This is a genomic window from Burkholderia sp. Se-20373 (assembly GCF_017104705.1).
In the GTDB taxonomy this organism is placed as follows: domain Bacteria; phylum Pseudomonadota; class Gammaproteobacteria; order Burkholderiales; family Burkholderiaceae; genus Burkholderia.
In genome coordinates, this window is sequence record NZ_JAAGPH010000060.1 from 21,539 (window position 1) to 44,299 (window position 22,761).

The 22,761-nt window shown below is 68.2% G+C and carries 17 protein-coding genes; 10 read left to right on the plus strand and 7 right to left on the minus strand.

All coding sequences use genetic code 11. From position 1 onward, the window contains the following. Window positions 1–2: 2 nt before the first annotated feature. Window positions 3–1,523, minus strand: coding sequence for a CoA-acylating methylmalonate-semialdehyde dehydrogenase (locus G3N96_RS20335; RefSeq protein WP_206138255.1), 1,521 nt, complete (start codon window positions 1,521–1,523; stop codon window positions 3–5). Window positions 1,524–1,631: 108 nt separating this feature from the next. Between G3N96_RS20335 and G3N96_RS20340 the strand changes: the two genes are divergently transcribed. From G3N96_RS20340 to G3N96_RS20370, 7 genes are all read left to right on the plus strand, one after another. Beyond that, entirely contained in the window at window positions 1,632–2,567 is a 936-nt protein-coding gene (locus G3N96_RS20340; RefSeq protein WP_089439849.1) for a LysR family transcriptional regulator, read from the plus strand. A gap of 117 nt (window positions 2,568–2,684) precedes the next feature. Then, complete coding sequence (locus tag G3N96_RS20345; protein WP_006402122.1) at window positions 2,685–2,912, plus strand: sulfurtransferase TusA family protein; 228 nt, start codon at window positions 2,685–2,687, stop codon at window positions 2,910–2,912. Between the two features lie 195 nt (window positions 2,913–3,107). Beyond that, on the plus strand, window positions 3,108–3,530 hold the full coding sequence (locus tag G3N96_RS20350) for a peptidase (RefSeq protein WP_206138256.1): 423 nt from the start codon (window positions 3,108–3,110) through the stop codon (window positions 3,528–3,530). Between the two features lie 268 nt (window positions 3,531–3,798). Further along, the gene (locus G3N96_RS20355; protein ID WP_006490421.1) at window positions 3,799–4,503 is read left to right on the plus strand and encodes a response regulator transcription factor; all 705 of its coding nucleotides are present in this window, start codon (window positions 3,799–3,801) and stop codon (window positions 4,501–4,503) included. Continuing rightward, window positions 4,500–5,861, plus strand: a complete 1,362-nt coding sequence (locus tag G3N96_RS20360) for a FecR domain-containing protein (RefSeq protein ID WP_206138257.1) — start codon at window positions 4,500–4,502, stop codon at window positions 5,859–5,861. Before G3N96_RS20355 ends, G3N96_RS20360 begins: the two co-directional genes overlap by 4 nt. Window positions 5,862–5,871: 10 nt before the next feature. Further along, the gene (locus tag G3N96_RS20365) at window positions 5,872–8,259 is read left to right on the plus strand and encodes a CHASE2 domain-containing protein (RefSeq protein ID WP_206138258.1); all 2,388 of its coding nucleotides are present in this window, start codon (window positions 5,872–5,874) and stop codon (window positions 8,257–8,259) included. A gap of 37 nt (window positions 8,260–8,296) precedes the next feature. Beyond that, window positions 8,297–8,911: a DUF4136 domain-containing protein gene (locus G3N96_RS20370; protein WP_206138259.1), complete on the plus strand. Its 615-nt coding sequence runs from the start codon at window positions 8,297–8,299 to the stop codon at window positions 8,909–8,911. A gap of 60 nt (window positions 8,912–8,971) precedes the next feature. Here the strand turns inward: G3N96_RS20370 and galU are convergent, their stop codons facing one another. Continuing rightward, window positions 8,972–9,856 (minus strand): UTP--glucose-1-phosphate uridylyltransferase GalU, encoded by an 885-nt coding sequence (galU, locus tag G3N96_RS20375; protein WP_089439854.1) that lies wholly within the window; start codon window positions 9,854–9,856, stop codon window positions 8,972–8,974. Between the two features lie 87 nt (window positions 9,857–9,943). Further along, window positions 9,944–12,811 (minus strand): valine--tRNA ligase, encoded by a 2,868-nt coding sequence (locus tag G3N96_RS20380; protein ID WP_206138260.1) that lies wholly within the window; start codon window positions 12,809–12,811, stop codon window positions 9,944–9,946. 213 nt (window positions 12,812–13,024) lie between these two features. Here G3N96_RS20380 and G3N96_RS20385 point away from each other — a divergent pair, with 213 nt between their 5' ends. Together G3N96_RS20385 and G3N96_RS20390 are read left to right on the plus strand one after the other, a co-directional pair. Further along, on the plus strand, window positions 13,025–15,388 hold the full coding sequence (locus G3N96_RS20385) for a UvrD-helicase domain-containing protein (RefSeq protein WP_039347348.1): 2,364 nt from the start codon (window positions 13,025–13,027) through the stop codon (window positions 15,386–15,388). Next, window positions 15,385–16,182, plus strand: coding sequence for a 5'-methylthioadenosine/adenosylhomocysteine nucleosidase (locus tag G3N96_RS20390; protein WP_206138261.1), 798 nt, complete (start codon window positions 15,385–15,387; stop codon window positions 16,180–16,182). The genes G3N96_RS20385 and G3N96_RS20390 overlap by 4 nt, the downstream gene beginning before the upstream one ends. Before the next feature lie 74 nt (window positions 16,183–16,256). Here G3N96_RS20390 and G3N96_RS20395 read toward each other — a convergent pair whose 3' ends face one another. Continuing rightward, the gene (locus G3N96_RS20395; protein ID WP_206138262.1) at window positions 16,257–17,495 is read right to left on the minus strand and encodes an MFS transporter; all 1,239 of its coding nucleotides are present in this window, start codon (window positions 17,493–17,495) and stop codon (window positions 16,257–16,259) included. A 408-nt stretch (window positions 17,496–17,903) separates the two neighbouring features. On the opposite strand from G3N96_RS20395, the gene G3N96_RS20400 reads away from it, so the two are divergent. Next, complete coding sequence (locus G3N96_RS20400; protein ID WP_206138263.1) at window positions 17,904–19,577, plus strand: methyl-accepting chemotaxis protein; 1,674 nt, start codon at window positions 17,904–17,906, stop codon at window positions 19,575–19,577. A 21-nt stretch (window positions 19,578–19,598) separates the two neighbouring features. On the opposite strand, the gene G3N96_RS20405 is transcribed toward G3N96_RS20400, so the two are convergent. The 3 genes from G3N96_RS20405 to G3N96_RS20415 all read right to left on the minus strand — a co-directional run. Then, complete coding sequence (locus G3N96_RS20405) at window positions 19,599–20,474, minus strand: HlyD family secretion protein (RefSeq protein WP_089439860.1); 876 nt, start codon at window positions 20,472–20,474, stop codon at window positions 19,599–19,601. 12 nt (window positions 20,475–20,486) lie between these two features. Beyond that, window positions 20,487–20,690 carry a DUF1656 domain-containing protein gene (locus tag G3N96_RS20410; protein ID WP_011351756.1) on the minus strand — a complete coding sequence of 68 codons (204 nt, stop codon included), beginning with the start codon at window positions 20,688–20,690 and terminating at the stop codon, window positions 20,487–20,489. Continuing rightward, a partial coding sequence (locus G3N96_RS20415) for an FUSC family protein (protein WP_241022741.1) occupies window positions 20,687–22,761 on the minus strand: 2,075 nt, incomplete at its 5' end. The genes G3N96_RS20415 and G3N96_RS20410, both read right to left, overlap by 4 nt.

Below are 22,761 nucleotides of genomic sequence, written 5' to 3' on the forward strand. Positions count from 1 at the left end.
AGTTACTTCGCGGTCGGCATCGCGAATTCGGCGCCCTTGCCGATGCTCGACGACCAGCGCTGCATCACCGACTTCTGGCGCGTGTAGAAGCGCACGCCTTCCTCGCCGTACGCGTGCATGTCGCCGAACAGGCTCTTCTTCCAGCCGCCGAAGCCATGCCACGCCATCGGCACCGGAATCGGCACGTTGATGCCGACCATCCCGACCTGGATGCGCCGCGCGAACTCGCGCGCGATGCCGCCGTCGCTCGTGAAGCACGACACGCCGTTGCCGAATTCATGCGCGTTGATCAGGTCGACCGCTTCGCCGAAATCCTTCACGCGCACGCAGCCGAGCACGGGCCCGAAGATTTCTTCCTTGTAGATGCGCATGTCGGGCGTCACGTGATCGAACAGCGTGCCGCCGGTGAAGAAGCCGGCCTCGCGGCCCGGCACACGCAGCCCGCGGCCGTCGACCACCAGTTGCGCGCCTTCGTTCACGCCTTGCTCGATATAGCCTTCGATGCGCTTCAGCGCATCGCCGGTGACGATCGGGCCCATCTCGACTTCCGGCGACATGCCGTCGCCGATCACCAGCTTGCGCGCGCGCTCGGCCACCAGCGGCACGATCTGGTCCGCGACGTCGCCCACCAGCACCGCGACGCTGATCGCCATGCAGCGTTCGCCGGCCGAGCCGTACGCGGCGCCGATCAGTGCATCGACGGCCTGCTCGAGGTTCGCGTCGGGCATCACGACGAGGTGATTCTTCGCGCCGCCGAGTGCCTGCACGCGCTTGCCGGATTGCACCGCGCGCTGCTGCACGTAAGCGGCGATCGGCGTCGAGCCGACGAAGCTGACGGCCTGCACGTCCGGGTGGTCGAGCAGCGCGTCGACCGCGCCCTTGTCGCCCTGCACGACGTTGAACACGCCGGCCGGGAGGCCTGCCTGCGTGAGCAGGTCGGCGATGAACAGGGCTGCCGACGGGGCGCGCTCGCTCGGCTTCAGCACGAACGTGTTGCCCGTCGCGATCGCGACCGGGAACATCCAGCACGGCACCATGCACGGGAAGTTGAACGGCGTGATGCCCGCAACAACACCGAGCGGCTGGCGCATCGTCCAGTTGTCGATGCCGGTGCTGACCTGGTCGGTGAAGTCACCCTTCAGCAGTTGCGGCACGCCGCACGCGAATTCGATGATGTCGATGCCGCGGGCAACTTCGCCCTGCGCGTCGGAGAACACCTTGCCGTGCTCGGCCGTGATGATCGCCGCGAGGGTGTCGCGGTGCTCGTTCATCAGTTGCAGGAAGCGGTGCAGTACGCGCGCGCGGCGGATCGGCGGCGTCGCGGCCCAGTCCGGGAACGCGGCGTGGGCGGACGCGACGGCCTGCTCGACTTCGTCGTTGCCGGCGAGCGCCACGCGGCGCACCGCGCGGCCGAGCGCCGGGTTGAGGACGTCCTGGAAGCGGCCGCTGCGGCCGGCGACGGGCGCGCCGTCGACATAGTGGCCGACGTCGGCGTCGGAGGTGTAGGCGGGAACCGTGGTCATGCGTGTCTCCTGGAATGGGGGTGGACCGAACCTAGTCTAGGCAAAGCGGGCGGGCCGGAGAAGGCCACGCAGCTTGATTCACTGTTCAGAATTCTGAATAATCACCGGATGAATCAGCAAAATGTCCAGGCGCTCTGGCCGCATATCCATTCGCTGACGGTGCTGGCCGCGGCCGGCAGTTTCACGGCCGCCGCGCAGCGGCTCGGCATCAGCAAGGCCGCGATGAGCCAGCGCATCGCCGATCTCGAAAAGGCCGCCGGCGTGCCGCTCGTGCGGCGCACGACGCGCAGCGTGCGGCTCACCGACGCGGGCCAGACGCTCGTCGACAGCACGCGCGATGCGTTCGAGTCGATCGGGCAGCACTTCGCGCGCGTGAAGGACCTGGCCGGCGAGCCGCGCGGCTTGCTGCGCCTGACGGTGCCGGTCGCGCTCGGGCGCCAGCAGGTCGTGCCGCACCTGCCCGATTTCCTGCGGCAGCATCCGGGCGTGCAGATCGAGCTCGACCTGTCGGACCGGCTGCATTCGCTGACGCAGGAGGGTTTCGACCTCGCGATCCGCCATACGACCACCGCGCCGCAGACCCACGTCGCATGGAAGCTGTGCGACACGCGCTCGCTGCTCGTCGCGAGCCGCGACTATCTCGACGCGCGCGGCGCGCCGCGGCACCCGAGCGAACTCGTCGAGCACAGCTGCCTGTGCTACCTGCGCGACAACGAGCCGGCCGCATGGAGCTTCGAGCCGCACGGCCGGCGTCGCGAGCGCGTGAGCGTGCCGGTGCGCGGCAGCTTCGCGGCGAACAACAGCGAGGCGATGCGCGAGGCCGCGCTCGGCGGGCTCGGCATCGCGCTGCTGCCGGATTTCAGCGCGCAGCGCGATCTCGACGCCGGCCGGCTGGTCGCGCTGCTCGACGGCTGGCGGCCATCGGGCGCGTTCGGCGACCACATCTTCGCGATCCGTCCGTACAGCCCGGTCGTGCCGAGCGCTGTGCGCGCGCTCGTGCGGCACTTGCGCGAACGGCTCGCGGGCGGCTTTTCGGGCACCTGAGCCCGGTGTCCGCGAGCGCCGGGCCGCGGGCGGCCCGGGCAGTCACGGCGGCGCTGCGGTAAAATCACGGCTTCTTTCCGCGCCTTGAATGGCGCGTCATTCGAAGGTCGACAGCCGATGCAGATTCACAAGGAAGTGGACGCGCGCGGGCTCAATTGCCCGTTGCCGATCCTGCGTGCCAAGAAAGCGCTCGCCGATATGGAAAGCGGGCAGATCCTCAAGGTGCTCGCGACCGATCCCGGCTCGCAGCGCGATTTCGCCGCGTTCGCGAAGCAGACGGGCAACGAGATCGTCGAATCGACGACGCAGGACAAGACCTTCGTGTTCCTGATGCGCCGCCGCTGACGGCCCGCATCACCCCGCCGGCCGCGCCTGGCGCCGGTCACACTTTTCTGACAATTCTTAAACCTCGCTGCGTGATCGGCTGCGTATACTGACCCGGCCGGTCGTCCGCTCCCAGCGGATGCGCCGGCCACGGTACGTCGTACGGCGGGCACGGGGGCCATGCCTGATGCTACCGTCGTACAACGGGGAGAGGACATGTCCTTCAGACCAGGGACCATTCGAAGTCCGTCCGGAGCGGAACGCAGCGTATCGGGACTGAGCCGTATCGAGCTCGACCCGCAACAGGATCGCCACGCGCGTGCCGCGCTCGAGGCGTACGCGGATTCCGCCGCGGCCGAGATGCCGTGGCTGGCCGAGTGGCTCGACGAACGGCTGCGCGATGCCGCGCAGGACGACGGCTCGGGCCTGACCTACTGCGGTGCGACGATCGAGCGGGTGTTCGATCTGGCGCAGGCGTGGGCGGCGAGCCAGCCGGACTACGCGGCCGCCGCGTGGGAGCGCGTGCGCGGCCAACTGCAGCGGATGCTTGTACGACCGGCGCGTCCGGAGCCGCTGTCGCATCGCGTGCCGGCCGACAATGTGGCCGAGCCGGTAGCGGGCATCACGGGCGCCGATTAGACGCTCGATTGCGCGGCAGGAAGGATTATTCGAAGAAAAGACGGTAGTCCGCGCAATTTATTGGCGAATTTCATACTACTATGATGAAATCGCCGGTTCGTCCGTGCCCCGTTTTTGAGATATTTTGCCGGGGTCGCCGGTTTGCGCAGGTGGCGCGAGCGGCGAACGACGGCTCGCCGGCCGGAATCCGGAGCCGCGCACGTGCTGCGTGCGCCGGGTGGGGGCGGGGAGCTGAACAGGACGAATCGATTTCGATTTGCGGGGTGCTATGAGAATTGCTGTACTGGATGACGATCCGGCCCAGACGGATTTCGTCAGTCAAACGCTGACGGCCGTTGGCCATACGTGCTATGCGTTCAAGGAAGGCAAGGCCCTGAAGAAGCGTCTGCAGCGCGAGACGTTCGATCTGCTGGTGCTCGACTGGAACGTACCCGACATGTCCGGCGAGGAAGTGCTGAAGTGGGTGCGTGCCAATCAGACCGAGCACAGCCTGCCGATCATCTTCATGACGAGCCGCGACGACGAGGCGGGGATCACGCAGATCCTCAACGCCGGCGCCGACGATTACGTGGTCAAGCCGGTGTCGGGCCCGATCCTGCGCGCGCGCATCGGCTCGCTGCTGCGTCGCGCGTATCCGGTCAACGCCGAGGCCACCGTTCGCGAATTCGATCAATTCCGTTTCGACGTGAACCTGAAGCAGGCCTACGTCGGCGACAAGGCCGTGAGCCTCACGCAGAAGGAATTCGAACTCGCGCTGCTGCTGTTCCAGCACCTCGACCGGCCGCTGTCGCGCGCGCACATTCTCGATCTCGTGTGGAAGCAGGCGACCGACATCCCGTCGCGCACGATGGATACGCACATCTCGATGCTGCGCACCAAGCTCGGCCTGCGGCCCGAAAACGGTTATCGCCTCGCGCCGATCTACGGCTACGGCTACCGGCTCGAACGGGTCGGGCAGGGAGAACCGGAGTGACCACGGGAATCACGCAGCGCACGGCGAACCTGCGCACGGTCGCGCGGCGCGCAGCCTGCGCGGTCGCGTTTGCGTTCGCCGCGCAGCATGCGGCGGCCCAGCCGCCCGCGGCGGCGGGCAAGACGGTCGTCTACCGCACGCAGGCGGGCGACACGCTGTACGACGTCGCCGCGCGCTATCTGCAGGGCGCGGACGACTGGCAACTGCTTCAACAGATCAACGGCGTGCCCGCGCCGAAGCACCTGCAGCCCGGCATCGCGCTGAAGCTGCCGGTGGCGCGCCTGCGCAAGGAAAAGCTGACCGCGCGCGTCATCGCGGTGCAGGGCACGGCCGAACGGGCGTCCGGCGATGCTTTTGCGCCGCTCGCGAACGACGCGACGCTCGCCGAGGGCGATCGCGTGCGCACGGGCCCGAACGGTTTCGTGACGCTCGAGCTCGCCGACGGCACGCACATGAGCCTGCCGCCCGACAGCCAGCTCGACCTGAAGGCGCTGCGCCGCACGGTGCTGACCGGCACGCTCGATCGTGAGTTCGAACTCACGCGCGGCTCGGTCGACAGCGAGGTCACTCATCTGAAAAAACGCGACGACCGCTTCCAGATCCGGTCGCCGTCGGTCGTGGCCGGTGTGCGCGGCACGCACTTTCGCGTGAACTACGATGCGGCCGGCAATGCGTCGACGCGCGTCGAAGTGCTCGACGGCACCGTCGGCGTCGCAGGCGGCCGTAAGCCCGCCGATCCGACGCTCGTGCATGCGAATTTCGGCAGCGTCACGACATCGTCCGGCGCGGTCGGCGCACCCGTCGAGCTGCTGCCCGCACCGGCGCTCGCGCATCCCGACAAGGTGCAGGACGAGCCCGAGGTCGCCTTCGACGTCGCGCCGCTCGCCGACGCGCATGCGTACCGCGTGCAACTCGCGCACGACGCCGGGCTGCTCGACCTGTTCCGCGAAACGCGCACCGATTCGCCGCGCGCGGTTTTCCGCGACGTCCCGAACGGGAACTACTTCGTGCGGGTTGCCGCGATCGACGCGAACGGCCTCGAGGGCCGGCCGCGGACGTACGCGTTCGAACGCCGCGTGATGGGGCTCGACGCGAGCGCGTCGCCCGGTGCCGGCGGCTACGAGTTCCGCTGGTCGCCGAACGGGTCGGGCAAGGGGGCGCGCTACCGGTTCGTGCTGTCGCGCTCGAAGGACCTGAGCGCGCCGGTCGTCGACCAGGTCGGCCTGCGTGCGCGCCAGATCACCGTTGCGCACCTGCCGCCGGGCGACTATTTCTGGGCCGTGACCGTCGAGGAGTTCGAGGGCGGCAAGTTCTACGAGAAGACCAGTCCGGTCAGCGCGTTCACGCTGTCGCGCTGATCCGCGGCGCATGAAACCCGACTCCGTTTCTCCGCGGCGGCGCCTCGGCCGCCGCTTCCTGATCGAATGGATCGCGATCGGCTGCCTCGGGATCGCGGTGATCCTCGCGTGCGCGCTCGGCCGGCTGTCGGCGAGCGTCGACGGCCTGATCTACGACCGGCTGCTGATGCTGCGCAGCCTGCCGCTGTCACCCGACGTGGTCGTCGTCGACATCGACAACCAGAGCGTGTCCGCGCTCGGCCGCTGGCCGTGGTCGCGCGACGTGCATGCGCGGCTGCTCGACACGCTGGCGCGCGCGCAGCCGGCCGCCGTCGTCTACGATGTGCTGTTTACCGAACCGTCGCCGGAAGATCGCGCGTTCGCGGACGCCATGACCCACGTGCCGACCTTCCTGCCCGTGCTGCTGAGCCCCGAGCAGGCGGACGGCACGCGCGCGGTCGATCCGCCGGTGGCCGCGCTGGCGGCGCGCGCGGTCGGGCTCGGCCACATCAACCTCGAAGTCGATCGCGACGGCATCGTACGCAGCGTGGCGCTGTACGAAAGCGACGGCCGCGTGCGCTGGCCGCAGCTGATGGTGCCCGTGTATCGCGCGATCCTGGGCGGCCAGCTGCATCCGGTCGGCGGTGCGCCCGGCGCGCATGCGCACGACCTGTCGCGCGACGCGACCAGCGAGGGCCGCTACCTGATCCCGTTCAGCCGCAACACACCCGCGTATCCGACGCTGTCGTTCGACGACGTCCTCGAAGGGCGCGTGAAGCCCGATGCGCTGCGCGGCAAGATCGTCGTCGTCGGCGTGACGGCGTCGGGGCTGTACGACCGCTTCGCCACGCCCGTGTCCGGCGAGTTCGGGCCGCTCGCCGGCGTGTATATCCATGCCAACGTGCTCGACATGCTGGCGACCGGCAGCGCGATCTCGCCGGCGTCGCGCGCCGGGCTGTTCGTCGCGTCGCTGCTGCCGCTCGCCGTGCTGCTGGGCGGCTTCCTGATGCTGTCGCCGTGGCGCGCGCTGCTGCTCACGCTGAGCCTGGCCGCGCTGGCCGTCGTCGCGAGCATGGCGCTGCTGTTCGAGGCGCGCATCTGGCTGTCGCCGGCGCCCGCGATCTTCGGGCTGATCGCCGTCTACCCGATCTGGAACTGGCGGCGTCTGGAAATGACGATGTCGTACCTGCGCCGCGAGCTGCAGCGGCTCGCCGACGAGCCGCACCTGCTGCCCGAGGCGCCGCGTACGCGCAGCGTCGGCGGCGACGTGCTCGAGCGGCAGATGGCGCTGATGGCGCAAGCCGCGCAGCGCGTGCAGGACATGAAGCGCTTCGTGTGGGACAGCCTCGACAGCATGCCCGAGCCGATCTTCGTGACCGACCTGGCCGGCACCGTGCTGATCGCGAACCATGCGGCCAAGCGCTACGGGTCGCGCCTGTCGCTGCCGCTGCCGGAAGGCCGGCCGCTGCGCACCGCGCTCGGCGAGCTGACCTTCATGAAGACCGTCGACGGCAACGCCGAACACGACGCGACGATCCGCGAACACTGGCCGGCCGCACTCGACCCGACGCTCGAGGCCGAGCACGACGCGATGGCGCGCGGCATCGAGGTGCGCGATCGTGACGGGCTCGACCATCTGCTGCGCTACGCGGCGTGTACGAACGCGCAGGGCCGCGTGACGGGCTGGATCGCCGGCCTCGTCGACGTGACCGAACTCCACGCGGTCGAGCGGCAGCGCGAGGAAGCGCTGCACCTGCTGTCGCACGACATGCGCTCGCCGCAGTCGTCGATTCTCGCGCTCGTCGAGATCGAGCGCGACCGCGCCGAGACCGATGCGATGCGCGGGCTGCTCGCGCGGATCGAGCGCTATGCGCACCGCGCGCTGTCGCTGGCCGACGAGTTCGTGCAACTGGCGCGCGCGGAGTCGCAGGTGTACCAGCTCGAGGTGACGAGCCTCGTCGACGTGCTGATCGATGCGAGCGACGAGGTGTGGCCGCAGGCGCAGGCGAAGCACATTCGCGTCGACACCGACGTCGGCACCGACATGTGCTGGGTGCGCGCGGACCGCTCGCTGATCACGCGCGCGTTCGTGAACCTGCTGAACAATGCAGTCAAATACAGTCCGTCCGATACCGTGATCACGTGTACGCTGGCGGTCGAGCACGCGTCGAAACGGATGTTCTGTACGATTCGCGATCAGGGATACGGCATTGCGCCGGAAGATCAGCGGCATCTGTTCGAGCGTTTCAAGCGATTCCATGCCGGCGAGCGGCCCGAAATCTCGGGCTCCGGGCTCGGCATGGCATTCGTGAAGACGGTCGTCACGCGCCATGGGGGCAGCGTGTCGGTCGACAGCGAGGTGGGTGTCGGCACCGCGGTGACGGTGTCGCTGCCCGCGATCGACGAGCCGTCCGCCTGACAGGGCCGGGCGCGACGGCAGGCATTTGGGGAAAGCCATGAGAAAGGAATGGGCAGCGGCCGCGCTGGCGGCGTCGCTGTTGACGGGTTGCGCCGGCATGACGAGCGGCGTCAGTGCGGTCGGGCAGCCGAACGCGTTCGCATCCGGTGCGCACGGCTACGATTTCGTGCGGACGGCCGCGCAGGCCGACGATGCGGAATACCGGCAGATCGAGACGCTCGTGCGCGACGAACTCGCGCACCGCGGCTTCGATACGAAGCCGCTCGCGGCCGCGCGCTACCGGCTGTCGATCGCGTATGCGACGCAGCCGGCCTCGGTCGCGGCGCGCGCCGACGGGTGCGGGGCCGCGAGCAGCGCATGCGTGACCGTCGACGGGCCGGCGCCGTTCGCGCTGCCGTTCATGGGCCGCGTGTATCGCCATGTGCTGACGCTGCGCTTCGTCGACGCGAAATCGGGCGCCGACGTCTACCGCGTGTCGGCCGCGCTGCGCGATCGCGATCCCGGCACGCAGCAGGCCGCGCCGGCGCTCGTGAAGAGCGCACTCGCGAAGGTGCCGTTCGGCGACGGCGGCGGCTGGCTCGTCAAGACGAAAAAAGACGACGCGGGCGGGATGCCGGGCGTCGTCTCGGTGAAGCCGGCCGAAGCGCGCTGAGCGTCGGCCGGTGAGGTGGGGGCGGGCCCGCCGGAGCGGGCCGTCGTGCCCTTGCCGCGTTCAGGCGGCCGGGTGTGCGCCGTTGCGTGCGCGCAGGTACGCGTCGAACTCCGCGCCGACTTCCGCGTGGCGCAGCGCGAATTCGACCGTCGCCTTCAGGTAGCCGAGCTTGCTGCCGCAGTCGTAGCGCGTGCCCTGGTACTTGTAGGCCAGCACTTGCTCATCGGCGAGCAGCGCCTGGATCGCGTCGGTGAGCTGCAGCTCGCCGCCCGCGCCGGGCTTCAGCGCACGCAGGTGCTCGAAGATCCGCGGCTTCAGGATGTAGCGGCCGACCACGCCGAGGTTCGACGGCGCGACTTCCGGCGCCGGCTTCTCGACGATCGCCGACATCTTGACGATCGACTCTTCCCACTCCTTGCCGTCGACGATCCCGTACGACTTCGTCTCCGACGGCGGGATCTCTTCGACGCCGATCACCGAGCTGTGATAGTGGTCGAACACGTCGACCATCTGCTTCATCACGGGCGGGTTGCCGTCGAGCAGGTCGTCCGCGAGGATCACCGCGAACGGGTTGTCGGCCACCAGCTTTTCCGCGCACAGCACCGCATGACCGAGGCCGAGCGCTTCCGGCTGGCGCACATAGAAGCAGTCGACATGGCTCGGCTTGATGCTGCGCACCAGTTCCAGCAGCTTTTCCTTGCCGCGCGCCTCGAGTTCGGCCTCGACCTCGTACGACTTGTCGAAGTGGTCCTCGATCGCGCGCTTGCTGCGCCCGGTGACGAAGATCATCTCGGTGATGCCGGCGGCGATCGCTTCTTCGACCGCGTACTGGATCAGCGGCTTGTCGACGACCGGCAGCATTTCCTTGGGGCTCGCTTTCGTTGCCGGGAGGAACCGCGTGCCGAGACCAGCAACGGGGAACACTGCCTTGGTAACTTTCAACATGATCGAACCTTTATTCCTGTAATCGACTTGTCAGATGGTCTATGTTCACGTCCCCATTATAGTGAACGCAAACGACCTTACCCTTTGTTACGCAGGCAACCGATCGAGCTGCGCGCGCAGTTTTTCTAGCGTGCTCTGGAATTCCGCGACGCGCTTCTGCTCCTGTTCGACCACGGCCGGCGGCGCTTTCGCGACGAACGCCTCGTTGCCGAGCTTCGCATTGCACTTCGTGATCTCGTTCGTCAGGCGCGTGATTTCCTTCGACAGGCGCTCGCGTTCGGCCGCGACGTCGATCTCGACCTTCAGCACCAGCTTGTTCGGCCCGACGATCGCGATCGGCGCGCCGTGCGCTTCCTTGTCGAGCGTCGCTTCGTCCGCGAGGATCTGCACTTCCGACAGGCGCGCGAGCGCCTGGACGTACGGCGCGAACGAGCGCAGGCGCTCGGCATCGCCGGCTGCGAGCAGCGGCACCTTGGTGGCCGGCGACAGGTTCATCTCGCCGCGCAGGTTGCGGCACGCGTCGACGATCGCCTTCAGGTCGGCCGCCCACTGTTCGGATACCTCGTCGATCTTCTGCAAATTCGCGATCGGGTACGCCTGCGTCATCAGCGACGCTTCGCCCTCGGCCTTGCCTTGCGGATAACGGCCCGCCAGCGGCGCGACCTTCTGCCAGAGCGCTTCGGTGATGAACGGAATGATCGGATGCGCGAGACGCAGCACCGTCTCGAGCACGCGCAGCAGCGTGCGGCGCGTCGCGCGCTGCTGTTCCGGCGTGCCGTTCTGGATCTGCACCTTCGCGAGTTCGAGATACCAGTCGCAGTATTCGTCCCACACGAACTTGTAGATGCTGCTGGCGATGTTGTCGAAGCGGTAATCGGCGAAACCCTTCGCGATGTCGGCCTCGGTGCGCTGCAGCAGGGACACGATCCAGCGGTCGGCCGCCGAGAAATCGAGGTAGCCGCCCGGGCCGCAATCGCCCGCGCCGCAGACGTCCGGCTTGTCGCTGCCGCAGTCGTGGCCTTCGCAGTTCATCAGCACGAAGCGCGTGGCGTTCCACAGCTTGTTGCAGAAGTTGCGATAGCCTTCGCAGCGTGCGAGGTCGAAGTTCACGTTGCGGCCGAGCGTCGCCATCGACGCCATCGTGAAGCGCAGCGCGTCGGTGCCGAACGCGGCGATGCCGTCCGGGAATTCCTTGCGCGTCTTCTTCTCGATCGTCGCGGCCTGCTTCGGGTTCATCAGGCCCGTCGTGCGCTTCGCGACCAGCGTGTCGAGGTCGATGCCGTCGACGATGTCGATCGGGTCGAGCGTGTTGCCCTTGCTCTTCGACATCTTCTGGCCTTCCGCGTCGCGCACGAGGCCGTGCACGTAGACGGTGTGGAACGGCACCTTGCCCGTGAAGTGCGTGGTCATCATCACCATCCGGGCGACCCAGAAGAAGATGATGTCGAAGCCGGTGACGAGCACCGACGACGGCAGGAAGTGCTTCAGTTCAGGCGTTTCGTTCGGCCAGCCGAGCGACGAGAACGGCACGAGCGCCGACGAGAACCACGTGTCGAGCACGTCCTCGTCGCGCTTCAGCGCACCGGTGTAACCCTTCGCGGCAGCCTGCGCGCGCGCTTCTTCCTCGTTGCGCGCGACGAACACCTCGCCGTTCTCGCCGTACCACGCGGGAATCTGGTGGCCCCACCACAGCTGGCGCGAGATGCACCAGTCCTGGATGTTCTCGAGCCACTGGTAGTAGGTGGTCGTCCAGTTTTCCGGGACGAACTTGATCTGGCCGCTGCGCACGACGTCGAGCGACGTTTCCGTGATCGACTTGCCCGGATTGAACGTGCCTTCCGGCGCCGGCTTCGTCATCGCGACGAACCACTGGTCGGTCAGCATCGGCTCGATCACGACGCCCGTGCGGTCGCCGCGCGGCACCATCAGCTTGTGCGGCTTCACCGAGTCGAGGAAGCCTTCCGCGTCGAGGTCGGCGACGATCGCCTTGCGCGCGTCGAAGCGGTCGAGGCCGCGGTACTGCTCGGGGCCGTTGTCGTTGATCTTCGCGTCGAGTGTCAGGATCTCGATCGGCGCGAGCTTGTGGCGCTGGCCGACCTGGTAGTCGTTGAAGTCGTGCGCGGGCGTGACCTTCACGACGCCCGTGCCGAACTCGCGGTCGACGTAGTCGTCGGCGATCACCGGAATCTCGCGGCCCGTGAGCGGCAGCGTGACGAGCTTGCCGATCAGGTGCGCGTAGCGCTCGTCTTCCGGGTGGACCATCAGCGCGACGTCGCCGAGCATCGTTTCCGGGCGCGTCGTGGCGACGGTCAGCGAGCCCGAGCCGTCGACGAGCGGGTAGCGGATGTGCCACAGGTGGCCGTTTTCCTCTTCGCTCACGACTTCGAGGTCCGACACGGCGGTCAGCAGCACCGGATCCCAGTTGACGAGCCGCTTGCCGCGGTAGATCAGGCCCTGTTCAAAGAGCGTGACGAACACGTCGCGCACGGCGGCCGACATCTTGTCGTCCATCGTGAAGTATTCGCGCGACCAGTCGGGCGATGCGCCGAGGCGGCGCACCTGGCCGGTGATCGTCGAACCCGACTTTTCCTTCCATTCCCACACGCGCTCGACGAACTTCTCGCGGCCGAGGTCGTGGCGCGACACACCCTGCGCGTCGAGCTGGCGCTCGACGACGATCTGGGTCGCGATCCCCGCGTGGTCGGTGCCGGGCACCCACAGCGTGTTCTCGCCGAGCATCCGGTGGTAGCGGGTGAGGCCGTCCATGATCGTCTGGTTGAACGCGTGGCCCATGTGCAGCGTGCCCGTCACGTTCGGCGGCGGCAACTGGATCGAGAAATCGGGGCGGGCCGGATCGAAGGCCGGGGCCGCATAGCCGCGCCTTTCCCACTCCGGCCCCCATTGGGACTCGATGGTGTGGGGCTCGAAGCTCTTCGCAAGCGTGTTGTCGCTCATGTTGGAAATCTGCCGAAAAATGCGTGAATTGGATGCCGAATCTGACAATTATAAATGGATGCACATCGACCAGCCATCGCCTTGCCGGCGCGGGCCTCGCGGGACGCCGCAACAGCGCGTCCGTGACGTGCCGGCGAACGGATCGGGAACGGCATCGCGCGGCCGACTTATAATGTCGGGTCCGCATTTTTCTCGCCCGTTCGCTGCCGCTCCATGCCCGACCTGCTCGCCAATCTGAACCCCGAACAACTCGCCGCCGTCACGTTGCCGAACGAACCGGCGCTGATCCTCGCAGGGGCGGGCAGCGGCAAGACCCGCGTGCTGATCACCCGCATCGCGTGGCTGATCCAGCAGGGCTACGCGTCGCCGCCCACCGTGCTCGCCGTGACCTTCACGAACAAGGCCGCGCGCGAGATGATGGCGCGCCTGTCGGCGATGATGCCGATCGACACGCGCGGGATGTGGATCGGCACGTTCCACGGCCTGTGCAACCGGATGCTGCGCACGCACTGGCGTGACGCCGGCCTGCCGCAGACCTTCCAGATCCTCGATACGGCCGACCAGCTGTCCGCGATCAAGCGGCTGATGAAGGCGGCGAACGTCGATGATGAAAAGTACCCGCCGAAGAACGTCCAGTACTTCATCAACAACGCGAAGGAGCAGGGGCTGCGTCCCGACAAGGTCGACGCGTCCGACAACTTCAACCGCAAGTTCGTCGAGCTGTACCAGGCGTACGACCAGCAGTGCCAGCGCGAGGGCGTCGTCGATTTCCCCGAGCTGCTGCTGCGCTGCTACGAACTGCTCGCGTACAACGCGCCGCTGCGCGCGCACTACCAGGCGCGCTTCCGCCACATCCTCGTCGACGAGTTCCAGGACACCAACAAGCTGCAGTACGCGTGGCTCAAGATGCTCGCGGGCGGCGAGAACGCGATCTTCGCGGTCGGCGACGACGACCAGTCGATCTACGCGTTCCGCGGCGCGAACGTCGGCAACATGCGCGACTTCGAAGACGAATTCCGCGTGCGCAACCTGATCAAGCTCGAGCAGAACTACCGGTCGCACGGCAACATCCTCGACGCGGCCAACCAGCTGATCTCGAACAACGCGCACCGCCTCGGCAAGAACCTGCGCACCGATGCGGGCCACGGCGAGCCCGTGCGCGTGTACGAAGCGAGCACCGATTCGCAGGAAGCCGGCTGGATCGTCGAGGAGATCCGCTCGCTGATCAACACCGGGATGGCGCGCAGCGAAGTGGCCGTCCTGTACCGCAGCAACGCGCAGTCGCGCTCGATCGAGCACACGCTGATGTCGTCGGGCATCCCGTACCGCGTGTACGGCGGCCTGCGCTTCTTCGAGCGCCAGGAAGTGAAGCATGCGCTCGCGTACCTGCGCCTGATCGACAACCCGAACGACGACACCGCGTTCGTGCGCGTCGTGAACTTCCCGACCCGCGGCATCGGCGCGCGCTCGATCGAGCAGCTGGCCGACGCCGCGCGCCTGTACGGCTGCTCGATGGCCGCCGCGATTCCGTACGTGACGGGCAAGGCCGGCACGAGCCTCGGCGGGTTCGCGAACCTGGTCGCGAAGATGCGCGCCGACACGCAGCACATGAACCTGCCCGACACCGTCGAGCACATCGTGCGCGCCAGCGGCCTCGCCGATTTCTACCAGGGCGAGCGCGAAGGCCAGGATCGTCTCGAGAACTTGCAGGAACTCGTGAACGCGGCCACCGCGTTCATCGCCGAGGAAGGCTACGGGCTCGACACGCCGGCGCGGTCGATCCCGCTGCGCGCGGGTGCGATCGCGGCGCCCGAGCTCGGCACCGCGACGGACGATCCGGCGGTCGACGTGCTCGACCCGGTATCGCCCGCCGACCCGGCACAGAACCCCGACACGATGACGCCGCTCGCCGGCTTCCTGTCGCATGCGTCGCTCGAGGCCGGCGACAATCAGGCGCAGGCCGGGCAGGACGCCGTGCAGCTGATGACGGTGCACGCGGCGAAGGGGCTCGAATTCTCGGCCGTGTTCATCACGGGTCTCGAGGAAGGGCTGTTCCCGCACGAGAACAGCGTGCTCGAATCCGACGGCCTCGAGGAAGAGCGCCGGCTGATGTACGTCGCGATCACGCGTGCGAAGGAGCGGCTCTACCTGTCGTTCGCGCAGAGCCGGATGCTGCATGGCCAGACGCGCTACAACGTGCGCTCGCGCTTCTTCGACGAACTGCCCGAGCACGTGCTCAAGTGGCTGACGCCGAAGGTCGAGGCCGGTTCGCGCTGGGGTGGCCGGTCGGACAACGCCGGGTACGGGCGCGACTGGTTCGCGCGGCCGGGCGGCGGCAGTCGCGAGCAGATCGTCGATCCGGCCGTATCCGCGCCGCTGCCCGCGTTCGCGAACAAGCAGCGCGCGGCCGATGCCGGTTTCCGGGTCGGCCAGCAGGTGTTCCACACCAAGTTCGGCGAAGGTACGGTCACCGCGCTCGAGGGCAACGGCACCGATGCGAAGGCGCAGGTGAAATTCAAGCGGCACGGCGAGAAGTGGCTCGCGCTGGCGGTCGCGAAACTGCAGGCGGTGGAATGATGGGCATCGACTTGAATGTGACGCCTGCGGCTCGCCCGCTCGGCGTTCTGGCCGCGCTGCCCGAGGAACTCGGCGACCTGATCGCCGCGATGCGCGCCGACGGCGCGATGAAGACGGTCACGCTCGGCCGTCGCGATTATCACGTCGGCACCGTGCACGGCGCGGCCTGCGTCGTGACGCTCGCCCGGGTCGGCAAGGTCGCGGCCGCCGCGACGGTCAGCGCGCTGATCCACGTGTTCGGCGTGGCGGGCGTCGTGTTCACCGGCGTCGCGGGCGGCGTGTCGCGCACGGTGCGCGTCGGCGATGTCGTCGTGGCCGACACGCTGTTGCAGCACGATCTCGACGCGTCGCCGCTCTTTCCGCGTTACGAGGTGCCGCTGCTCGGCATCACGCGGTTCGCGACCGATGCGGCGCTGACCGCGGGCCTGCGGGCGGCGTGCACGCAGTTCGTCGAGGAAGAGGGCGCGCAGTTCGCCGCGCGCTTCGGCCTGGCCGGTGCGACGCTGCATGCGGGGCTCATCATCAGCGGCGACCGCTTCGTATCGAGCGAGCGCGAGGTCGTCGCGTTGCGCGATGCGCTGCCGGATGCGCTCGCGGTCGAGATGGAAGGCGCCGCGATTGCGCAGGTCTGTGCGGAGCACGACGTGCCGTTCGCGCTCGTGCGCACGATCTCCGATACGGCCGACGATCATGCGACGCAGTCGTTCTCGCATTTCCTGTCGGCGATCGCGAGCAGCTATTCGTCCGGCATCCTCAAGCGTTTCCTGACGCTGCATGCGACGACGGCGGCCTGAAGCCGCCGCCGTTTTCCGCATTCCTTCATTCGAGCCGTTCGACCGGCCGCGGCGCGCACGCCGCGGCCGGTGCGTCACGCCTGCTTGCGCCGGCTGCTTTCGAGGTTCGGCAGGAACACCGTCAGCACGCCGATCAGCGGCAGGAACGAGCACACCTTGTAGACGAACGGGATGCTCGTCGCGTCGGCGAGCTGGCCGAGCACGGCCGCGCCGATCCCGCCGAGACCGAACGCGAAGCCGAAGAACAGGCCCGCGACCATCCCGACCTTGCCGGGCATCAGCTCCGTCGCATAGACGAGGATCGCGGCGAACGCCGACGCGAGCACGACGCCGATGATCACGGTCAGCACGCTGGTCCAGAACAGGTTCGCGTACGGCAGCAGCATCGTGAACGGCGCGACGCCGAGGATCGACACCCAGATTACGTACTTGCGGCCGATCCGGTCGCCCACCGGCCCGCCGATCAGCGTGCCGGCCGCCACGGCCGCGAGGAACACGAACAGGTGGATCTGCGCGGCCTGCACCGACAGGTGGAACTTGTCGATCAGGTAGAACGTGAAATAGCTGTTGATGCTCGCGAGGTAGAAGTACTTCGAGAACACGAGCAGCACCAGCACGCCGATCGCACTCATCACGCGGCCGCGCGACAGCGTCGGGTGGCCGGCCGCCGCGGCCTTCTTCTTCATCGACGGATGCTTCTTGTACCAGTGGCCGATCTGCGTGAGCACGATCATCGCGACGAGCGCGGCCGCCGAGAACCACGCGATGCTGTGCTGGCCGTGCGGAATGATCACCAGCGCGGCGAGCAGCGGCCCGAGCGCGGAACCCGCGTTGCCGCCGACCTGGAACACCGACTGCGCGAGCCCGTGCTGGCCGCCCGACGCCATCCGCGCGACGCGCGACGACTCGGGATGGAACACCGACGAACCGCAGCCGACCAGCGCGGCGGCCACCAGCAGCATCGGGAAATTCGGCGCGACCGACATCAGCAGCAGCCCCGCGAGCGTGAAGCCCATGCCGACCGGCAGCGAATACGGTTTCGGACGCTTGTCGGTATAGAGGCCGATGAGCGGCTGCAGCAGCGACGCCGTGATCTGGTAGGTGAGCGTGATCAGGCCGATCTGCGCGAACGACAGCGCGAACTGGCTCTTGAGCATCGGATAGATCGCGAGGATCAACGACTGGATCATGTCGTTGAGCATGTGCGAGAAGCTGATCGCGCCGAGCACCGGGTACACGGTGCGGGCGACGGGCGGGGCGGATGGCTGGGCGGCGGCTGCGCCGGCGGAGCCGGTGTCGAGGCTGGTTTCCATGTGAGAGCTGAACGAGTTGAGGTGGCGGGCGCGCTCTGCTGGGGATCGGCGCGTCTTGAATCGTTGCTGCGTCAAAGAAGTGTAATGTGGCGTATCAAGAATGTCAGGACAAGTTTTATCGCGAATCGGACATTCATCTGACGGATCGTCCGATGCGTATTTTTTTGACCGGGTATAACGCAGGCGGCGCCCCTGCCGGTCGGCGGAGGGCGCGCCCGGGGCCGATGCGTGGTTTCCCGGACTCAAGAAACGGCGGTGGCGGCCGTAGAACGACCCAATGACAACAGGCGCGCCGCGCCCGGCACCGGTTATCCGCCGGTGCGGGCGCAGGACGCGCGGCAAGGCCAGCCATCGCGGGAACGCCGGGACCGACCTTTCCGGCCGCGTGATCAATACGGGGATAGTTCGATGAAAGCAGCATCTTTGCATCCACAGCCGGGTGCGGCCGCCGCCGCACCCGACGTTGCCGCCGGCCGCGCCGCACGGCGCCTGCGCGCGGCGCGTCGCGAGCGCCGGCCGTGGACCGTCAAGGCGACGTTGCGCGCCGCCTTCGCGATCCTGCTCGCCGGCACGCTGGCGATCGGCGTGTTTTCGCTCTGGCAGATCAGCCGGCTGAATGCGTCGATCGCGTCGGTCTACGAGCAGGGCCACGTCGCGAGCCGCGCGGCCGAGGAGGTCCGGGCCGAAGTGCTGCGCGCGAGCCGTGCCCAGAAGATGCTGCTGACCGCGACCACCGCGAAGGAGCGCGACGAACTGGGCGCCGACGTGGGCGCGGGGCTCGCGTCGATCGGCCAGGCGCTCGGCACGCTGCAGCGCTACGCGGATCCCGCCGACGCCGACGATTCGGCGCGGCTGCACGCGTTCTCGACGGCGGTCGGTACGTGGAGCGCGCATCTGCGCGATTTCGTCGAACTCGTGCGTGCGCAGCCGCTCGACCTGTCGCAGATGAACTGGCAGGTCGGCACGCAGGACGTGTCGCTGCTGGTCGAAACGGGCAAGCTCGAGAAACTCGTCGCCGAACTCGTGAAGACGCGCGGCGCGAAATCGAAGGCGACGCTCGATGCGTCCGCCACCATCTTCTCGTCGTCGTTCGCGATGATCGCGGCGATGACGGTTGCGCTGATCGTGCTCGCGATCGTGATCGCCGAGCGCGTCGTGCGCCGTCTCGCGTCGCAACTCGGCGGCGAGCCCGCGCACGCGAAGGCGATCGCCGCGGACATCGCGCGCGGCGACCTGACGCGGCCGATCACGCTGGGCCGGCATGACCGCGACAGCATGGTGCGGGCACTGGCCGAGATGCAGACCGGGCTCGCGGCGACCGTCGGCGAGATCGCCGTCAGCGCCGAGGCGATCGCGGCGGCGTCCGGCGAGATCTCCACCGGCAACCTCGACTTGTCGAAGCGCACCGAGCAGCAGGCCGTCGCGCTCGAACGCACCGCGGCCAGCATGGAGCAGCTCACGTCGACCGTACGCCAGAACGCCGAGAACGCGCGGCAGGCGAGCGCGCTCGCGGCCAATGCGTCGGCCGTCGCGGAGACGGGCGGGGAAGTCGTCGGGCGTGTGGTGGCGACGATGAGCGAGATCGACGACAGCGCGAAGAACATCCGCGACATCATCGGCACCATCGAGGGGATCGCGTTCCAGACCAACATTCTCGCGTTGAATGCGGCGGTCGAGGCCGCACGCGCCGGCGAACAGGGGCGTGGCTTCTCGGTGGTCGCGGGCGAGGTGCGGCTGCTCGCGCAGCGCTCGGCGACCGCGGCGAAGGAGATTCGCGAGTTGATCGGTGCGTCGGTGGAGCGCGTCGCGAACGGTGCGACGCTCGCGCACGACGCGGGCCGCACGATGGGCGACGTCGTGCGTGCGGTCAAGCGCGTGACCGACATCATCGGTGAAATTTCCGCCGCGTCGGACGAACAGAGCGCCGGGATCGACGAGATCGGCCGCGCGGTCACGCAGATGGACGCCGGCACCCAGCAGAACGCGGCACTCGTCGAGCAGGCGGCCGCCGCGGCGAATGCGCTCGACGAGCAGGCGCAGGCGTTGAAGTCACTGGTCGGGCGCTTTCGCATCGCGGCCTGAGCGCGCCCGGCCGTCCCGCGTTTACGACTTCTTCTGCTTGTCCGGATCGATGATGACCGTGCAGGTCGTGCCCGCCGACAGCACCACGTCGGCCGGCACGTCGTCGATCTTGATGCGCACCGGCACGCGCTGCGCAAGGCGCACCCAGTTGAAGGTCGGGTTCACGTCCGCGACGAGGTCGCGGCTCTGCGGATTGTCGCGATCGTAGATGCCGCGCGAGATGCTTTCGACGTGGCCCTTCATCACGCCGCCGCTCATCAGCCGCATCTCGGCCGGCGCACCGATCTTCACGCGCGGCAGCTTGGTTTCCTCGAAGTAGCCGTAGACCCAGAACGAATGGCTGTCGACGATCGCGAGCTTCGCCTGGCCGGCCACCGCGTAGTTGCCCTTGAAGGTCTGCAGGTTCGTGATGTAGCCGTCGACCGGCGCGACGACGCGCGTGCGCTCGAGGTTGAGCTTCGCGGCATCGAGCGCGGCGATCGCCTGCTGGTACTGCGCGTCGGCGCTCGACGCGCTGTGCGCGGCGTTCTCGCGGTTTTCCTTCGACACGACGAGCGCATCGAGATCCGCGCGGCGGGCCGCGTCGTCGCGGCGCATCTGCAGTTCCGCGCGGCGGGCGGCGACGGCCGCCTGCGCCTGCTCGACCGCGATCTGGTAGTGCGACGGGTCGATCTGCATGATCAGGTCGCCTTTCTTGACGAGCTGGTTGTCATGCACGGGCAGCTCGACGATCGCGCCCGACACGTCCGGCGCGACGTTGACGATCTCGGCGCGCACGCGCCCGTCGCGCGTCCACGGATCATCCATGTAGTGCACCCACAGCGAGCGCCCGATCAGGATCGCGACGAGAAGAATGATGGCGGTCGCGACGAAGCCGAAGAGTTTTCTGAGAATCATGATGGTTCGGAATCAACGGTAAACGGCAAGACTCAGTCCGCCGCAAATGCAGACGAGAAGGCAGGCCCGGAACAGCGACGGGTGCCAGACGAGTCGGTAGAGGCCCGTGTAGGCGAGCAGGCGGTCGACGGCCCAGGTCGCGAGCGCGCCGAGGACGAACATCAGCACCACCGTGGGCATGTAGGCATCGAGAATGGCGATTTCACGCGGCATCATGACGAGGCTCCTGGTTGGGGACGCACGGGGCGGTTGCGGTTGAGCGCGGCGAGCGGCGATTCGGGATCGAGCAGGGCCGTGCGCACGAAATGCAGGTGGCTCAGGATCCGCTGCAGCCGGTGGCGTTCCTCGCGCGTCGGCGTGAACGCGTCGAGCGTCTGCCGGGTCGCGTCGATCGCATCGTTGACCGCGGCGAGCGTGGCGTCGAAGCGTTCGGCGTCCGGCCGGGTGAACAGCGACGACAGCGCGGCGCGCATCGTCTCGATCGCGCGTCGCCACGGCGTCGTCGGCGCATAGCGCGGATCGGACGGCAGCGTGGCCAGCTCGTGGCGCAGGTCGATGGCCGCGTTGCCGGTTTCGAGCACCGCGAACATCCAGCGCAGCGCGTCGCGCTGCACGTCGGGCTGGTCGGCCGACAGCGTGTGCGCCTGGTACATCAGGTCGCGCGCGCCGCTCTCGAAGCGCGTGCGCAAGCCGGCGAGCCGCGCATGGCAGGCCGCGACGGCCTGGTGGCGCAGGTCGGCGAGCAGGCGCTTCTTGAGCCACGGCGCGGTCGGCGGGAACAGCACGGCGAATGCGATCGCCGATACCAGCATCGACAGCAGCAGCGCGAGCGCGTCGTTCATGAAGCTCATCGGATCGTAGTGCGTGATGCTGTCCGGGCCGGCGAGGAAGCAGAAGAAGATCAGGTAGCCCATCCCGTAGCCCGCGAGCTTCGGCTTCAGCGTCATGTAGATGCCGATCGCGAGCAACGGCGCGAGCGCCGCGCACAGCAGCCAGAAGCCGTCGATCCGCGGGTAGATGCCGAACATCAACAGGAAGCCGGTGCAAACGGCCAGCGCCGTGCCCATCCCCATCTGGGCGGCCATCGCGGTCGGGCGCGGCGCCGATGACGCGAGCGCGCAGGTCGCCGCGGCGTTCAGCACCAGCATCACGCCGCTCGGCCACGCGGTCTCGATCCAGAACCCGCCCAGCGCGAGAATCACCGTCGCGGTGCGGATCCCCGCGATCGTGGCGGCCGTCCGGTTGGTGCGCGGCTCGTAGCGCTCGATCCAGCGTTCGCGCTCGTGCGTCGCGGTCGCGAGCGACGCGTAGGTCGCCGCGTATTCCTGCAGGTCGGTGATGAAGCGGTACAACAGCTCGGCGGCCGTGTCGAAGTCGAGCAGCGGGAAGCCGGGCTGCGTTTCGAGCTCCGCGCGCGTCGCGCGGATGCGGCGCGGCAGCGCGTCGCGCCACGCGAGCAGTTGCTCGGCCGAGTGCGCGGCATCGATCGACGTGCGCACGGGTTCGCCATGGCGCGTGAGCAGCGGCGCGATTTCGCGAAAATACGGCTCGATCGCATCGATCGCGGCCTGCGCACCGGCCGCGTGCAGCCGGTTCATCAACTGATGCAGCGCGTGAAAGCGGCTCGACGCGCTCATGAACTCGCTGTTGAGCCGCGCGAGGCGGCCGCTGCGCATGCGCGTGTCCGGATTCTCGAACACGGCCATGCTGCGCGCGGCCTCGAAGCCGACCACGTCGGCGACGAAGCGCGTGTGGATCGTCTCGATGTGCGCGCGGTCGAGCTGGCCCGACAGCGCCGACGCGACGTAGTCCACGAAGCTGCCGAAGCGCTTGCGCACCGTCGTGCGCATCTGTTCGCCGGTGTATTGCGGAAACACGAGCGCACTGACGACACCGGCCGACACGATCCCGATGATGACTTCGGAAACGCGCGTCATCGCGCTCATGAAGGCGCCGTCGGGATGCTGCGACGCGGGCAGGCCGATCAGCGCGGTCGTATAGCCGGCGAGCAGGAAGCCGTAGCTGCGGAAGTTGCGGTTGCGTGCCGCGCCGGCCGTGCACAGCGCGATCCAGATGGCGATCGCCAGCAGGAACAGCTGCGGCTGCTGCGGGAACAGCCCGACGAACGTGAGCGTCGCGATGAGCCCGAAGATCGTGCCGGCGACCCGGCCGCGCCCTGCTATGCGTGCGTGTTTCCGGAAGACCAGCCGTTCGAGGAAGTCGCGTGCGCGACGATGGGCGTGTTCGCGCCGACGGTCGGGATCATCGGCGCGATGCAGGCCGCCGA

What these genes read in the sequence shown, in the direction of transcription:
- G3N96_RS20400 (WP_206138263.1), top strand. Translation starts at nt 17,904, where the DNA reads ATGAAAGCAGCATCTTTGCATCCACAGCCGGGTGCGGCCGCCGCCGCA.
- G3N96_RS20365 (WP_206138258.1), top strand. Translation starts at nt 5,872, where the DNA reads ATGAAACCCGACTCCGTTTCTCCGCGGCGGCGCCTCGGCCGCCGCTTC.
- G3N96_RS20410 (WP_011351756.1), bottom strand. Translation starts at nt 20,690, where the DNA reads ATGATGCCGCGTGAAATCGCCATTCTCGATGCCTACATGCCCACGGTG.
- galU (WP_089439854.1), bottom strand. Translation starts at nt 9,856, where the DNA reads ATGTTGAAAGTTACCAAGGCAGTGTTCCCCGTTGCTGGTCTCGGCACG.
- G3N96_RS20395 (WP_206138262.1), bottom strand. Translation starts at nt 17,495, where the DNA reads ATGGAAACCAGCCTCGACACCGGCTCCGCCGGCGCAGCCGCCGCCCAG.
- G3N96_RS20355 (WP_006490421.1), top strand. Translation starts at nt 3,799, where the DNA reads ATGAGAATTGCTGTACTGGATGACGATCCGGCCCAGACGGATTTCGTC.
- G3N96_RS20390 (WP_206138261.1), top strand. Translation starts at nt 15,385, where the DNA reads ATGATGGGCATCGACTTGAATGTGACGCCTGCGGCTCGCCCGCTCGGC.
- G3N96_RS20340 (WP_089439849.1), top strand. Translation starts at nt 1,632, where the DNA reads ATGAATCAGCAAAATGTCCAGGCGCTCTGGCCGCATATCCATTCGCTG.
- G3N96_RS20385 (WP_039347348.1), top strand. Translation starts at nt 13,025, where the DNA reads ATGCCCGACCTGCTCGCCAATCTGAACCCCGAACAACTCGCCGCCGTC.
- G3N96_RS20335 (WP_206138255.1), bottom strand. Translation starts at nt 1,523, where the DNA reads ATGACCACGGTTCCCGCCTACACCTCCGACGCCGACGTCGGCCACTAT.
- G3N96_RS20370 (WP_206138259.1), top strand. Translation starts at nt 8,297, where the DNA reads ATGAGAAAGGAATGGGCAGCGGCCGCGCTGGCGGCGTCGCTGTTGACG.
- G3N96_RS20380 (WP_206138260.1), bottom strand. Translation starts at nt 12,811, where the DNA reads ATGAGCGACAACACGCTTGCGAAGAGCTTCGAGCCCCACACCATCGAG.
- G3N96_RS20405 (WP_089439860.1), bottom strand. Translation starts at nt 20,474, where the DNA reads ATGATTCTCAGAAAACTCTTCGGCTTCGTCGCGACCGCCATCATTCTT.
- G3N96_RS20345 (WP_006402122.1), top strand. Translation starts at nt 2,685, where the DNA reads ATGCAGATTCACAAGGAAGTGGACGCGCGCGGGCTCAATTGCCCGTTG.
- G3N96_RS20350 (WP_206138256.1), top strand. Translation starts at nt 3,108, where the DNA reads ATGTCCTTCAGACCAGGGACCATTCGAAGTCCGTCCGGAGCGGAACGC.